This window comes from Sphaerisporangium aureirubrum, from assembly GCF_042658925.1.
GTDB lineage: Bacteria > Actinomycetota > Actinomycetes > Streptosporangiales > Streptosporangiaceae > Sphaerisporangium > Sphaerisporangium aureirubrum.
In genome coordinates this window covers 1-14,097 of record NZ_JBHSRF010000024.1, presented here as the reverse complement: position 1 = coordinate 14,097, position 14,097 = coordinate 1, and the positions used below count along the sequence as shown (strand labels likewise).

The window sequence follows — 14,097 nt, the reverse complement described above, 5'->3', positions numbered from 1 at the left end:
GAATCCATTCAGCACGCTGACGCCGATCGAGCGGATCGGGCGTTGGGATCTGAGGCGAGGGTCGCTGGAATAAGACTGCGCCGAAGGCACCTCTTCCGAGGTGGCCCGTGGGCTTGACTTGTTCGTCTAGATGCTCGGTGAGGTGAGTCGGGGCTCTGCCACAACATGTGGGGCTGGGTGCCTGTCGGCGGTGTGGGATGTGTGTCGTTGGCTGGGGTGGGTTTTGCTTGAGCGGGACTGTGTTCGCCTTCGGTTACGTGGACTCGCAGATGCAGAGTTGGAGTGGCGTATCTACGGCGAATGGCCGGCCGGACCAGTCGCCGAGGCGTTCGATGAGGCGGAGGCCGCCGAGGGAGACGAGGAGCGGTAGTTCCTGGGGGAAGATGCTTCTGATTTCGAGCGGTGCGACGACGAAGTCGGGTTCGGAGTCAGTTGAGAGGTGCCATGTCCCGCGGGTGACTTGTGCGGGCGCATCGTAGAGCTCAGTGACGTCGACGCTGATGTTGCCACGGTCAGGGTCTATGAACGACTCTCGGGTGCGGCGCACGCCGTCAGCTTTGGCGAGGATGCGCACGCTCGGGTTGAACACATCGAAGACGAAACGTGCTCCAGGGGCCAGGTGGCGTCGGACCGACTGGAAGCAGCTCACCAGATCCTCAGCGTCATGCAGATGGAGTAGGGAATTGGCGGTGATGAACACGAAGTCGAATGTGCGGTCCAGATCGAAGGCCCGCATGTCGCCCCGCAGCCATTCCACCGCCACACCGCGCTCGTTCGCCTTACGGCGGGCCTCAGTCAGCATTTCTGGCGAGAGGTCCATGCCGACGCACGGGTGCCCGTCGGACGCGATGGGGATCAGTTTGTGCCCGGTGCCGCACCCGAGTTCCAGTACGCGCCCGCCTTGCCGATTGGCGTATGACCGGTAGAAGTCGACTGCGGGCCCGCCGCCCGGGAACATGAGGTCGTACAGCCTCGCGTGCGAGTAGAACGCTTCACTCATGAAGCGCCTCCTCCTTCCGGCTCATCCGCGGTCGGCCGTGGTGGCCTGCTGATTCAAGCGTGTGCGGCACGGCCGCGACAACAGCTTTACCGTCATCCGCGCCGACCTCCGCTTCGCCGCGGTGATGACCCGCGACACCAAGGTCTAATGGAGGAATAGGGCCCGCGAGAGTTACGCGACGATCGCCAGCAATGTGGTCGCCGCTGCGGTGAGTGCGTGGTCGCCCGTGGATTCGGTGCGGGCGCGGGCCTCGGCGACGGTTATGCCTCTGGTCGCGAGGCGCCAGAGGGTGTCCTGGTTCATTGAGATGTGGGCGGCGGGGGTCGCGGCGGACGGCGAGGACAGTGCCCAGTGGGTGGAGTGTCTGGTGGCGGACCAGGTGCCGCCGGCGGGGCCGGTGGCTTCCAGGGTGACCGTTGTGCCTTCTGGGGGGTGTTCGTGTCTGAGGGCGTGCGGGAGGGCGCGGGCGAAGGTGTCCAGGACGGGGGAGATGAGGGTGGGGTCGTCGGCGCCGGGGGTGGAGACGGCGTCGCGGATCTGCTGCTGGTGTACCCAGAATTCGGTGTACTCGCGGGCGATGTCGAGCCAGGTGGGGCTGGGGACGTTCGTCGCGGCCCAGGAGACGTCTAGGTGGGCGGGGGCCTCCAGATCCTGGGCCGCCCACATGGCATCCAGTTGCGGGCCGAGGTGGTCCAGCAGGTCGATCATCACCTTGGGGCCGATCTGGCGGGCCGCCTGGACGAACTGGTCGTTGACGCGGGCCAGGTAGCGGGGCAGGGTCTCGTCGTCGGCGAAGACGGCGCCGCCGTAGCCGTCGCGGGTTCCCGAGAGGCGCCGTGTGTAGTCGTTGAGCACGTGCGCGACGACGTCGTGAACGTCCCAGCCTGGGCAGACGGTCGGCTTCGACCAGTCGTCCGGGGTCAGCGTGGTGAGCAGGCCCAGCATAGCGTGCCGCTCGCGGGGGAAGAGGGGACGGACGTCGACGACGTCACCGAAGATCGTCGTCATCGTGCCGTGGTGGTGGTGGTCGTGGGGCCGCCGGTCACCATGGGCGGGGACGGCGTGGCGGCGCGACTCGTGCCGGCGCGGGGTGCCGGTGTACGGGTGCGGCTCGCTGATGCGTCCATCGGTGACTCCCCACGAGTGTGCGAACTCGGCCTGACAGGTGTTGCCACGATAGTGCCCGGCGATCACGGCGCCGCCCGTGGCCTGCCGTCCTCGGCTTCAGGGAGTCCTTCCCCGCCGATCGGCGGGGCGGAGCTCACGCGTGAGCGGCTCTGTTAATTGGCCGACGTGGCACGTCACCCCGAGTCGTTCAATCCCGCCGGCACCGATCAGGCGCAGCGGACGCCGGGATGTGAGGCCAGGGTCGCAGAAATACGGCTGCGCCGAGGGCACCGTTTACGAGGCGGCTTGCATTCCTTGCTTCTTTACGCGGTTATTCGGCGATGCCGTCGAGTTCCGCCAGCGCGTCGGCGGGGAGGGTCAGGTCGGCGGCGGCGATGTTTTCGCGAAGGTGGGACAAGGTGGAGGTGCCGGGGATCAGGAGGATTGCCGGGGAATGGTGGAGGAGCCAGGCCAGGGCGGTTTGCTGGGGGGTGGCGTTCAGGCTGTGGGCCACCTTGGTGAGGGTGTCCGACTGGAGGGGGGTGAAGCCGCCCAGGGGGAAGAAGGGGGCGAAGGAGATTCCCTCATCGGCGCAGCGGGTCAGGAGGGGCTCGTCCTGGCGGTTGGCGATGTTGTAGAAGTTCTGGACGGTGACCACGGGGGCGATCTGCTGGGCTTCGGTCAGCTGGGTGCCGGTTATGTGGCTCAGGCCGAGGTGGCGGATCAGGCCCTGCCGGCGGAGTTCGGCCAGGACGGCGAAGGGCTCGGCCAGGGAGTCGTCGGTGGGGGCGAGGAGGCCGCCTACGCGGAGGTTGACGACGTCCAGGGCTTCGACGCCGAGGTGGGTGAGGTTGTCGTGGACGGCGGTGATGAGGTCCTGGCGGGAGAGGGCGGGGTTCCAGGAGGCGTCGGGGCCCCGGGTGGCGCCTACCTTGGTGATGATGCGCAGGTCGTGGGGGTAGGGGTGGAGGGCCTCTTTGATCAGCTCGTTGACCACGACGGGGCCGTAGTAGTCGCTGGTGTCGATGTGGGTGACGCCCAGGCGGACGGCCTCGCGAAGGACGGCTATGGCCTGGTCGCGGTCCTTGGGGGGGCCGAAGACGCCGGGGCCGGCGAGTTGCATGGCGCCGTAGCCCATGCGGCTCAGGGTGAGGTCGTCGGCGAGGGTCAGCGTGCCGCCGGGGTGGGTCGTGGTCATCGGTTCTCCCTGTCGGATCCGTGCCCACCGGACGCGGGTCCGGCGGGCTCACCGTCCGAGTCTCGTCGATGGCCGGGTGAGCCGGGGACGCCCTCCTTGTCCTGGGACCGGCGGTCCCAGCCTGGGCGACCCGGCGCACTCGCACCGTGAGCAGGAAGAACAGGCTACGCGTGCGGTAGGAGACGGCCGGCCGCCGGGGCGTGGCCGGCCGGCCTGGAGGTGCTCACGCGGAGGCCGGGACGGCGGCCCAGCGGCTATGGAGGGCCGTCGAAGCGGTTCGACACCGCCCATGTCTGGACGGGCCGGAGCGGAGGGGGACGGGGACGCATAAGCGGATACCCCTTTACGACGGAAAAGTTCGGATGGTGTGTGAGCGCTAACACAGACTCGACCCCATGTCGCGCATCGGTCATACCGTTGAGGCATCTTCGTAACCTGGCCGCGAGTGGAGTGTCAATAGCGGCGTCCGGGCTGGCCGACACGTGGAGGAACGATTTTATGGACGGCGTGTCGCTGACCATTGGGCGCTGTTCACAACTATGAATGTTGGCGCTCACAGCCACGCCGGAAGTTGAAAGTTTCAGCTCTCTTCGGCAAAGCGGCGGCCCGGGAAAGGGCGGCGAACGGGCCGGTCATCGGGCCATCGTCAGGCGGAGAAACGAGGGCGGAGGGCCGCTCCCGGATGGAGGCGGGCGTTGCGTGGGTCCGGGGGGCGACGTACTCTCGCCACCACCTCGACCCTAGTCATGAAGATCGGCCGAAGGCCCAGGGGCATCGTGAGCACCCTGCGGCGGGCCGATGACGTCACCCCCCGGCGTGTGCCAGGACGGTGATCGTCGAGGCGCGGCGGCCCGGGGCCGGCCCGCCGAGAGCGCGCATCCGGCTCATCCGTGCCCGTACGCGCAACCTTCCACCAGGGAGCCACGACATGCCGTCCCCAAGCCTTGAGCGGTGCCGCACGGCCGCCGCCGCGTTCGCCATGACCCTCCTGGCCGCCGTACCGGCGGCCCTCCCGGCCGACGCCGCCGCTCCCCCGCCGAAAGCGATGACCGCGCTCGCCTACCCGAACCCGGGGCGGGTCACCGGAGACGTCAACGTGCACGACCCCGCCGTGGTGAAGACCCCCGCGGGGACCTACCTGCTGGTGCACACGGGCGACAACATCTCCATCAAGACGTCGGCCGATCGGATCGCCTTCCGGAACGCGGGCACGGTGTTCCCGAACGGCGCGTCGTGGACCACCGCCTACACCGGCGGGAGCCGCAACCTCTGGGCTCCCGACATCTCCTACCGCAACGGCCGCTACTACCTGTACTACTCGGCGTCCACCTTCGGCTCCAACCGCTCGGCGATCTTCCTGGCGACCAGCACCACGGGCGCGTCGGGGAGCTGGACCAACCAGGGGCTGGTCATCGAGACCAGGACGTCGGACAACTACAACGCCATCGACCCCAACCTGATCGTGGACGCCCAGGGCCGGTGGTGGCTGAGCTTCGGGTCGTTCTGGTCGGGCATCAAGATGATCCCGCTGGACGCGTCCACCGGTAAGCGGTCGGGAACCACGCTGTACTCCATCTCCGGACGCAACGGCGGCGCGATCGAGGCGCCGTACATCGTGCGGCACGGCTCGTACTACTACCAGTACGTCTCGTTCGACCTGTGCTGCCGGGGCGCGTCCAGCACCTACCGCGTGATGGTCGGCCGGTCGTCGAACATCACGGGACCGTACGCCGACCGCAACGGCGTCGCGATGACCTCGGGCGGCGGCACGGAGATCCTGGCCGGGCACGGGAGCATCCACGGACCGGGGCACCAGGCGGTGTTCACCGACACGGACGCGGACGTGCTGGTCTACCACTACTACGCCGACAACGGCTCGGCGCGGCTCGGCATCAACCTCATCGCCTACGACTCCGCGGGCTGGCCCTACGTCTACTGACAGGCTCCCGAAGGTATGAGCTCCGTACGGCCGTCGTTCCGGGGCGGCGGCCGTACGGTCACTTTGATTCAGCCGCGGGGCGGTCCCACGCTCTTGCGCTCGATCAGGGTGGGCGCGATGGTGTGGCGCTCGGTGCTGGGGCGGCCGGACTCGATCTCGTCGAGCAGGACGTCGAGGCTGCGGCGGGCCACCGCGGCGAAGTCGGGGCGCACCGTGGTCAGCGGCGGGATGAGGAACGCGGCCTCGGGCACGTCGTCGAAGCCGACCACGCTCACGTCCTGGGGCACGCGGCGGCCCCGCTGGTGCATGGCGTGCAGGATGCCGAGCGCCAGGTGGTCGTTGGCGGCGAAGATGGCGGTCACCTCGGGCATACGGGCGAGCATCTGGCCGGTGCGGCAGCCCGCGGCGGCGGTCCAGTCGCCGGGGACCAGCGGCGGGATCTCGGCGCCCGCCTCGCGCAGGGCGCGCTGCCAGCCCTCGATGCGGCCCGCGCTGTCGACCCACTCGGCGGGCCCGGAGACGTGCCAGACGGTGGCGTGGCCGGCGTCCAGCAGGTGGCGGGTGGCGATGGCCGCGCCCTCCTGCTGGTCGACGGTGACCAGGGCGCCGCGGCGGGCGGGGTCGCCGTCGATGGTGACCAGGGGGACGTCGGTGCGCAGGTGTTCCAGGGCCTCGCCGGCGGACACCACGGGGGCGATGACGACGATGCCGGCGACCCGCTGGTCCAGGTGACGTTCCACGGCCTCGGCGATGGAGCGGCGGTCCAGGGTGCGGACGCTGCCGACGCTCACCGCGAAGCCGGCGTCGGTCGCGGCCTGGCCGAACGCGGTGAGCAGGGACGCGGGGCCGTACAGCGTGGAGTTCTGCGTCACCACGCCGAGCAACCGCGAACGGCCGGTGGCGAGGGCCCTGGCCGCCTGGTTGGGGCGGTAGCCGAGCTCGGTGATCGCGGCCCGCACCCGGAGCCGGGTCTGTTCGCGGACGTTCGGATGGTCGTTGAGCACCCGTGACACCGTCTGGTGGGAGACCCCCGCCAGTCGGGCGACATCGGTCATCGCCGGGCCGCGTACGACCTTCTTCTCCACGTGTCTACCTCATTCGCAAAACGTGCGTCGAACCCACCGGCTCTATTTTGACCTGGGGTACGACCTCGTGCGCAGCCAGACCGCCGATTGCGTTTCAACGGGGAGAAGAAACGTTTCGGCCCTCCCCCGCAAAGGATACGGAAGAGGGCCGCGACGGATCAGAATCCCTGCGCGAGACGGTAGTACGCCTGGTTGAGCCGAAGCTCCTTGACGAACGCCCGCGAGGTGGTGCCGGCGTCGATGAACAGCAGCTCCACGCCGAGCATGTCGGCGAAGTCGGTCAGTTCCTCGGCGCCGACCGCCTTGGACAGCACGGTGTGGTGCGGCGCCCCGGCGGTGAGCCACGACTCGGCGGAGGTGCGCAGGTCGGGCTTGGGCCGCCACACGGCGCGGGCCACGGGCAGGCGGGGCAGCGGCTCGGGCGGCGCGACCACGTCGATCTCGTTGGCGACCAGGCGGAACCGCTCCCCCATGTCGGACAGGCCCACCACGACGGCGGGGCCGGGGTCGGCGTCGAACACCAGCCGCACCGGGTCCTCGCGCCCGCCGATGCTCAGCGGGTGGATCTCGCACGACGGGGTGCCCGACGCGATGGAGGGGCAGACCTCCAGCATGTGCGCGCCGAGGATGAGCTCCTGGCCGGGGGTGAAGTCGTAGGTGTAGTCCTCCATGAACGAGGTGCCGCCGGGCTGCCCGGAGGCCATCACCTTGAGCGTGCGCAGCAGCACCGAGGTCTTCCAGTCGCCCTCGCCGCCGAAGCCGTACCCGTCGGCCATGAGGCGCTGCACGGCGAGGCCGGGCAGCTGACGCAGCCCGCCGAGGTCCTCGAAGTTGGTGGTGAACGCGCCGAAGCCGCCCTCGCGCAGGAAGGTGCGCAGCCCGAGCTCGATCCGGGCGGCGTACCGCAGCGAGTCGTGCCGGTCGCCGCCGATGCGCAGCTCGGGTGCCACGCGGTAGGAGTCCTCGTACTCCTTCACCAGCGTGGTGACGTCCGCGTCGGCGGCGGCGTCGACCACCTCGACCAGGTCGTTGACGCCGTAGGTGTTCACCGAGACGCCGAAGCGCAGCTGCGCCTCGACCTTGTCGCCCTCGGTCACCGCGACGTCGCGCATGTTGTCGCCGAACCTGGCGAGGCGCAGCGAGCGCACCTCGGCGCGGCCGGCGGCGGCGCGGGCCCAGGCGCCGATCCTCTCGGCGACCGCCGGGTCGCTGACGTGCCCGGCCACCGTCTTGCGCGGCACGCCAAGCCGGGACTGGACGTACCCGAACTCGCGGTCGCCGTGCGCGGCCTGGTTGAGGTTCATGAAGTCCATGTCGATGGTGCTCCACGGCAGCTCCAGGTTGGCCTGGGTGTGCAGGTGGAGCAGCGGCTTGCCGAGCGCGTCCAGCCCGGCGATCCACATCTTCGCGGGCGAGAACGTGTGCATCCACGCGATCACGCCGCCGCAGTCGTCGTCCGCGGTGGCCTCCAGGCACACGCGGCGGATCGCCGCGGCGTCGGTGAGCACGGGGAGCCACTCCACGGTGAACGGCAGCGCCTCGTCGAGCTTGGCGGCGATGCGCTGGGACTGCTCGGCCACCTGCCGCAGCGTGTCCTCCCCGTACAGTCCTTGGCTGCCGGTCAGAAACCAGAGCTTCACAGGTGACTCCTCTGTCCGTAGACGTTCTGGTAGCGGTCGTACAAGTGGTCGATGTGGTGCTGCTCGATGGGCAGCGGGGTGCCGAGCTGCCGGGCGACGTGGACGGTGCGGGCGACGTCCTCGCACATCACGGCGGCCTTGACGGCGGCCTTGGCCGAGTCGCCGATGGTGAACACCCCGTGGTTCTGCATGAGCACGGCCGGCGAGCGGTGCCCGGCCAGGGTCTCCACGATGCCCTTGCCGATGTCGTCCCCGCCGATCAGCGCGAACGGGCCGACGGGGATGTCTCCGCCGAACTCGTCGGCCATGGCGGTGAGCACGCACGGGATGGACTCGCCGCGTGCGGCCCAGGCCGAGGCGTAGGTGGAGTGGGTGTGCACCACGCCGTGCACGTCGGGCATGTGCCGGTACACGTAGGCGTGCGCCGCGGTGTCGCTGGAGGGGGCGTGGGAGCCCTCCACCAGGTCGCCGGACAGGTCGCACACCACCATGGAGGCCGGGGTCAGCTCGTCGTAGGAGACGCCGCTGGGCTTGATGACGAACAGGTCGGCGCCGGGGACGCGGGCGGACACGTTCCCGGCCGTCCAGGCGACCAGGTTGTAGCGCACCAGCTCGGCGTGCAGGCGGCAGACCGTCTCCCGGGTCTCCTCGATCATTTGGTGGCCTCGTTTCTGATGGCGCGGAGGCGGTGGAGCATGCCGCCGTCCGCGAAGTGGTCGTGCAGCCGGCGGTACTCGGCGTACAGCCGGTCGTAGGCGTCCGCCCGGCCCGGGTCGGGCTGGTAGACGGCGGGGGTGCGCTTGCCCATCGCGGCGGCGGCCGCGGTGATGTCGGGGTAGGCGCCGGCGGCGACCGCGGCGTGGATGGCGGAGCCGAGGGCGGGGCCCTGCTCGGAGCCGATCGCGGACAGCGGGCGGCGCAGCACGTCGGCGTACACCTGCATGAGGAAGCGGTTCTTCAGCAGGCCGCCCGCGACGACGAACTCCTCGACCGGCACGCCGGAGCCCTCGAACGCCTCGACGATGACGCGGGCGCCGAACGCGGTGGCCTCGATGAGGGCGCGGTAGACGTCCTCGGGCTTGGTGGCGAGGGTCTGGCCGACGATCACGCCGGACAGGTTGTGGTCGACGAGCACCGAGCGGTTGCCGTTGTGCCAGTCCAGGGCGACCAGGCCGTGCGCGCCGACCGGCTGCCGCTCGGCGAGGGAGGTGAGGTACTCGTGCACGCCCAGGCCGAGCTCGGCGGCGCGTTCGGTGTAGGCCGGCGGGACGGAGGTGTCGACGAACCAGCCGAAGATGTCGCCGACGCCGGACTGCCCGGCCTCGTAGCCCCAAAGGCCCGGCACGATGCCGTCGCGGACCACGCCGCACATGCCGGGGACCTCGGCGAGCTCGCCGGACGGCATGATGTGGCAGGTGGACGTGCCCATGATGGCGACCATCTGGCCGGGGCGGACGGCGTCGGCCGCGGCGGCGGTGACGTGGGCGTCGACGTTGCCGACGGCGACCGGCGTGCCCTCGGGCAGGCGGGTCCACTCGGCGGCCTGTGCGGTGAGCCGCCCGGCGAGGCCGCCGAGGGGGGCGAGCTCGTGGCCGAGCTTGCCGGTGAAGTCCGCGAAGCCGGGGTTGAGCGCGGCGAGGAACTCCGCCGTCGGGTAGTGGCCGTCCTGGTGGATGCCCTTGTACCCGGCGGTGCAGACGTTGCGGGTCTCGACGCCGGTGAGCTGCCAGATGATCCAGTCGGCGGCCTCGATCCAGCGGTCCGCGAGGTGGTAGATCTCGGGGTCCTCCTCCAGGACCTGCAGGCCCTTGGCGAACTCCCACTCGGAGGAGATCTTGCCGCCGTAGCGGGGCAGCCACGGCTCGCCGCGCTCGGCGGCCAGGGCGTTGATGCGGTCGGCGTGCGGCTGGGCGGCGTGGTGCTTCCACAGCTTGGGCCAGGCGTGCGGCCGGTCGGGGTGGATCTCAGCCAGGGGGGTGCCGTCCGCGGTGGTGGGCAGCACGGTGCACGCGGTGAAGTCGGTGCCGACCCCGATCACCTGGGACGCCTGCACGCCTGCCACGGCCAGGGCCTTCGGCACGGCGTTGCGCAGCACGTCGCGCCAGTCCTCGGCGGACTGCAACGCCCAGTCGGGCCCGAGGCGCACGCCGGTGCCCGGCAGCGTGTCCTCGATCACCCGATGGGCGTACTCGTGCACGGCGCTCCCCAGCTCGGCACCGTCACTGACCCGCACCACGACGGCACGGCCCGACAGTGTGCCGAAATCGACGCCCACGACGTACGCATCGGTGTTAACGCTCACAGCAGACTCCAGATGACAACTGAAATACGGGACATATGACTATCGCCTCTACCTCTTGCGCCCCGCGAGCAGGCGTTGCAGGAGGATGAAGACGAAGAGAAGCAAGCCGATGAACATCCGGGTCCACCACGAGCTGAGGGTGCCCTCGAAGCTGATGATGGTCTGGATGAGGCCGAGCATGAGCACGCCGAGCACGGTGCCGAGCAGATATCCGGAGCCGCCGGTGAGCAGCGTGCCGCCGATCACCACCGCGGCGATGGCGTCCAGCTCCCAGCCGACGGCGTGCAGGCCGTAGCCGGAGAGGGTGTAGAGCGAGAACAGCAGGCCGCCGAGAGCGGAGCAGAATCCACTGATGGTGTAGACCGCGATCTTGGTGCGGGCCACCGGGAGACCCATCAGCAGTGCCGACTGCTCGCTGCCGCCCACCGCGTAGACGTTGCGGCCGAGCCGGGTGTAGTGCAGGACGTACGCCGCGATCAGCACCACGACCAGCCCGATCAGCACGCTGGGCGTGATCCACAGCTCGGACGTGAGGTAGATCTGCGGCTCCGCGATCGACTTGAACAGCGGGTCGGTGATCGGGATGGAGTCGGTGCTGATCGTGTAGCACAGGCCGCGCGCGAGGAACATGCCGGCGAGGGTCACGATGAACGGCTGGATCTCGAAGTAGTGGATGATCGCGCCCATGCCGAGCCCCAGCACGGTGCCGATGGCCAGCACCAGCACGATCACCAGCGGCGCGGGCCAGCCGGGGCCGGACAGCAGGCTCGCGGCGATCATGGTGGACAGCGCCGCCACCGAGCCGACCGACAGGTCGATCCCGCCGGCGAGGATCACGAACGTCATGCCGACCGCGATCACCAGCAGGAACGGGTTGTCCACCAGGACGTTCAAGATGACCTGGCCGGTGCCGAAGCCCTCGTACCGGATGCCGCCCACGACGAACATCGCCGCGAACAGGACCGCGGTGACCAGCACCGGGACGTACTTGCGCGGCACCTGGGGGCGCCGGAACGGAAGGGTCGTGGTGGTCACGCGCCCACCCCGTCCCTGGTCACCAGGCCGGTCTCGGCGCGCACGTCCTGTGGCGGCCCGGGTGGCGCCGCGCGATGGGGCATGCGGCGGCGGCCGAACACCTTGGCGCGGAAGGCCGGGGACTGCACCAGGCACACGATGGTGACCACCAGGGCCTTGACCAGCAGCGTCGTCTCAGGCGGCACGCCGACCGAGTAGATGGTGGTGGTCAGCGTCTGGATGATGAGGGCGCCGAGCACGGTGCCGCTGAGGGAGAACCGGCCGCCGGTGAGCGGGGTGCCGCCGATGACGACGGCGAGGATGGCGTCCAGCTCGATCCACAGGCCCGCGTTGTTGCCGTCGGCGCTGGACACGTTGGAGCTGACCATCAGCCCGGCGATGCCCGCGCACAACCCGCAGAACGCGTACACCGTGATCATGAGGCCGCGTGACCGGATGCCCGACAGGCGGCCCGCCTCGGCGTTGCCGCCGACCGACTCGATGAGCAGGCCGAGGGCGAGGCGCCGGGTGAGGAACGCGGTGAGCCCCAGCAGCGCCGCCACCACGATGATGCCGAACGGCAGGGTGAGCCAGTAGCCACCGCCGATCAGCTTGTAGGGCGAACTGTTGATCGTGGTGATCTGGCCGTCGGTGATGAGCTGCGCCAGCCCGCGCCCGGCGACCATGAGGATCAGGGTGGCCACGATCGGCTGGATGCCGAAGCCCGCGACCAGCAGGCCGTTCCACGCGCCGAGCACCAGGCAGAGGACGAGCGCGACCGCCACCGCGGTGAGCACCCCGCCGGTGTCGTTCTGGTTCCCGAGGTCGCTGATCATCAGGCAGGCGAGCGCGCCGCTGATGGCGACCACCGAGCCGACCGACAGGTCGATGCCGCCCGTGGCGATGACGAGCGTCATGCCGAGCGACACCATGATCAGCGGGGCACCGAACCTGAGGATGTCGATGAGGCTGCCGTAGAGGTGGCCGTCCTTGATCTCGATGTTGTAGAAGCCGCGGGTCAGCAGCAGGTTGACCAGTAACAGGGCGGCCAGCACGGCCACCGGCCAGAACAGCCGGTGGCGCAGGAGCGCGTTCATGCTCATGCCCCGGCTCCGCTCGCGATCGTCTCCATCAGTGCTCCGGTGGTGAGGGCCTCGTCGTTGTCGAGCTGGGCGACGAGCCTGCGGTCGCGCAGCACACCGACCCTGTGGCTGAGGCGCAGCACCTCCTCCAGCTCGGCGGAGATGAACAGCACCGCCATGCCGCCGTCGGACAGCTCGGCGACCAGGCGCTGGATCTCGGCCTTGGCCCCCACGTCGATGCCGCGGGTGGGCTCGTCCAGGATGAGCAGGCGCGGTTCTAGTATCAGCCAGCGGGCCAGCATGACCTTCTGCTGGTTGCCGCCGCTCAGGTACTTGATCTGCTGGTCGGGGTCGGCCGGGCGGATGTTCAGCGCGGCGATGTACCTGCCGGCCAGCTCCTCCTGCCTGCGCCGGGACAGGGGGCGGGTCCAGCCGCGGGCCGCCTGGAGCGCCAGCACGAGGTTCTCCCGGACGGTGAGGTCGGGGATGAGCCCCTGGCCGCGGCGGTCCTCGGGGCAGAACGCGATGCCGCGGCGCACGGCGGCCCGGGGGGTGCGCAGGGCGGCGGGGGCGCCGCCGACGCGCACCGAGCCGCTGGTGGCGTGGTCGGCGCCGGCGAGCAGCCGGGCGACCTCGGTGCGGCCCGAGCCGAGCAGCCCGGCCAGGCCCACCACCTCGCCCTCGCGGATGGTCAGCGTGAACGGCTCGACGCTGCCCGTGCGGCCGAGGTCGGTGGCCTCCACCAGCGGGGCGGAGGTGCGGGCCAGCGGCCTGCCCTCCAGCCGTTCCAGCTCGGCCAGCTCATGGCCGATCATCTTGGCGACCAGGTCCACCCGGGGCAGCTCGGCGGTGCGGTACTCCCCCACCAGCCGCCCGTTGCGCAGCACCGTCACCCGGTCGGAGGCCTCGTAGACCTGCTCCAGGAAGTGGGTGACGAACAGGATGGCGATGCCCTGTTCCTTGAGGCGGCGCATCACCCGGAACAGCTGGGCGACCTCGCCGGCGTCGAGGCTGGAGGTGGGCTCGTCGAGCACCAGCACCCGGGCCTCGATGTCCACCGCGCGGGCGATGGCGACCATCTGGCGGATCGCCGGGGAGTACGACGACAGCGGCTCGGCGACGTCGACGTCGATCTCCAGGCGGGCCAGCAGCGCGGCGGCGTCGCGGCGCACGCGGCCCCACTGGATGCGGCCGAGGCGGCGCGGCTCGCGGCCGATGAAGATGTTCTCGGCCACCGACAGGTTGGCGCAGAGGTTGAGCTCCTGGTAGACGGTGCTGATCCCGGCCTGCTGGGCGGCGAGCGGGCCGGAGAAGGCGACCGGGCGGCCCGCCAGCTCGATCTCCCCGGCGTCGATGCCGTACACACCGGTCAGCACCTTGATGAGCGTCGACTTGCCGGCGCCGTTCTCTCCCATCAGTGCGTGGATCTCGCCCGGCAGCAACCGGAAGTCGACCCCGTCCAGGGCCGTGACGCCGGGGAAGTACTTGCCGATGCCCCGCATGCGCAGGATCGGCGCTGGTTCGGCCATGTGGCGTCCTATCCTCCTCGTCGGCCGGCGACGGTGTCCGGCGGGCGCGGGCCGCCCCGGGGGGCGGCCCGCGGTGGCGCGGTCTCCGTCAGGTCGGTCTCTGGTCAGTACTGGCGGTTGGGGAGTGCTTCCTTGGCCTGGTCCTGGGTGAAGGTGGTCTCCTCGGTGACCACGCGCGCCGGGACCTCCTGGCCACCGACG

The 14,097-nt window shown here is 70.2% G+C and carries 11 protein-coding genes; 1 reads left to right on the top strand and 10 read right to left on the bottom strand.

Translation table 11 applies throughout. The annotated features are described in order from the left end of the window. Nucleotides 1-253: 253 nt before the first annotated feature. The 3 genes from ACFP1K_RS17960 to ACFP1K_RS17950 form a co-directional block, all read right to left on the bottom strand. The gene (locus ACFP1K_RS17960; protein ID WP_380754362.1) at nucleotides 254-1,000 is read right to left on the bottom strand and encodes a class I SAM-dependent methyltransferase; all 747 of its coding nucleotides are present in this window, start codon (nucleotides 998-1,000) and stop codon (nucleotides 254-256) included. 171 nt (nucleotides 1,001-1,171) lie between these two features. Then, on the bottom strand, nucleotides 1,172-2,194 hold the full coding sequence (locus tag ACFP1K_RS17955) for a maleylpyruvate isomerase N-terminal domain-containing protein (RefSeq protein ID WP_380754359.1): 1,023 nt from the start codon (nucleotides 2,192-2,194) through the stop codon (nucleotides 1,172-1,174). A gap of 244 nt (nucleotides 2,195-2,438) precedes the next feature. Further along, complete coding sequence (locus ACFP1K_RS17950; protein ID WP_380754356.1) at nucleotides 2,439-3,305, bottom strand: oxidoreductase; 867 nt, start codon at nucleotides 3,303-3,305, stop codon at nucleotides 2,439-2,441. 928 nt (nucleotides 3,306-4,233) lie between these two features. Here ACFP1K_RS17950 and ACFP1K_RS17945 point away from each other — a divergent pair. Further along, complete coding sequence (locus tag ACFP1K_RS17945) at nucleotides 4,234-5,244, top strand: arabinan endo-1,5-alpha-L-arabinosidase (protein ID WP_380754353.1); 1,011 nt, start codon at nucleotides 4,234-4,236, stop codon at nucleotides 5,242-5,244. A 68-nt stretch (nucleotides 5,245-5,312) separates the two neighbouring features. On the opposite strand, the gene ACFP1K_RS17940 is transcribed toward ACFP1K_RS17945, so the two are convergent. From ACFP1K_RS17940 to ACFP1K_RS17910, 7 genes are all read right to left on the bottom strand, one after another. Further along, nucleotides 5,313-6,299 carry a LacI family DNA-binding transcriptional regulator gene (locus tag ACFP1K_RS17940; protein ID WP_380754560.1) on the bottom strand — a complete coding sequence of 329 codons (987 nt, stop codon included), beginning with the start codon at nucleotides 6,297-6,299 and terminating at the stop codon, nucleotides 5,313-5,315. Nucleotides 6,300-6,487: 188 nt separating this feature from the next. After that, nucleotides 6,488-7,969, bottom strand: coding sequence for an L-arabinose isomerase (gene araA, locus ACFP1K_RS17935; RefSeq protein WP_380754350.1), 1,482 nt, complete (start codon nucleotides 7,967-7,969; stop codon nucleotides 6,488-6,490). Further along, nucleotides 7,966-8,625 carry an L-ribulose-5-phosphate 4-epimerase gene (locus tag ACFP1K_RS17930; RefSeq protein WP_380754347.1) on the bottom strand — a complete coding sequence of 220 codons (660 nt, stop codon included), beginning with the start codon at nucleotides 8,623-8,625 and terminating at the stop codon, nucleotides 7,966-7,968. The genes araA and ACFP1K_RS17930 overlap by 4 nt, the downstream gene beginning before the upstream one ends. Continuing rightward, nucleotides 8,622-10,271 carry a ribulokinase gene (gene araB, locus ACFP1K_RS17925; RefSeq protein WP_380754344.1) on the bottom strand — a complete coding sequence of 550 codons (1,650 nt, stop codon included), beginning with the start codon at nucleotides 10,269-10,271 and terminating at the stop codon, nucleotides 8,622-8,624. Before araB ends, ACFP1K_RS17930 begins: the two co-directional genes overlap by 4 nt. A gap of 48 nt (nucleotides 10,272-10,319) precedes the next feature. Then, nucleotides 10,320-11,306: a galactofuranose ABC transporter, permease protein YjfF gene (gene yjfF / locus ACFP1K_RS17920; protein WP_380754341.1), complete on the bottom strand. Its 987-nt coding sequence runs from the start codon at nucleotides 11,304-11,306 to the stop codon at nucleotides 10,320-10,322. Further along, entirely contained in the window at nucleotides 11,303-12,388 is a 1,086-nt protein-coding gene (locus tag ACFP1K_RS17915) for an ABC transporter permease (RefSeq protein WP_380754338.1), read from the bottom strand. The genes yjfF and ACFP1K_RS17915 overlap by 4 nt, the downstream gene beginning before the upstream one ends. Continuing rightward, nucleotides 12,385-13,896 (bottom strand): sugar ABC transporter ATP-binding protein, encoded by a 1,512-nt coding sequence (locus ACFP1K_RS17910; protein WP_380754335.1) that lies wholly within the window; start codon nucleotides 13,894-13,896, stop codon nucleotides 12,385-12,387. The genes ACFP1K_RS17915 and ACFP1K_RS17910 overlap by 4 nt, the downstream gene beginning before the upstream one ends. Nucleotides 13,897-14,097 lie beyond the last annotated feature (201 nt).

Coding starts and splice junctions, on each gene's coding strand:
- ACFP1K_RS17960 (WP_380754362.1), bottom strand. CDS start 1,000: ATGAGTGAAGCGTTCTACTCGCACGCGAGGCTGTACGACCTCATGTTC.
- ACFP1K_RS17950 (WP_380754356.1), bottom strand. CDS start 3,305: ATGACCACGACCCACCCCGGCGGCACGCTGACCCTCGCCGACGACCTC.
- ACFP1K_RS17945 (WP_380754353.1), top strand. CDS start 4,234: ATGCCGTCCCCAAGCCTTGAGCGGTGCCGCACGGCCGCCGCCGCGTTC.
- ACFP1K_RS17940 (WP_380754560.1), bottom strand. CDS start 6,299: ATGACCGATGTCGCCCGACTGGCGGGGGTCTCCCACCAGACGGTGTCA.
- ACFP1K_RS17930 (WP_380754347.1), bottom strand. CDS start 8,625: ATGATCGAGGAGACCCGGGAGACGGTCTGCCGCCTGCACGCCGAGCTG.
- ACFP1K_RS17915 (WP_380754338.1), bottom strand. CDS start 12,388: ATGAGCATGAACGCGCTCCTGCGCCACCGGCTGTTCTGGCCGGTGGCC.
- ACFP1K_RS17910 (WP_380754335.1), bottom strand. CDS start 13,896: ATGGCCGAACCAGCGCCGATCCTGCGCATGCGGGGCATCGGCAAGTAC.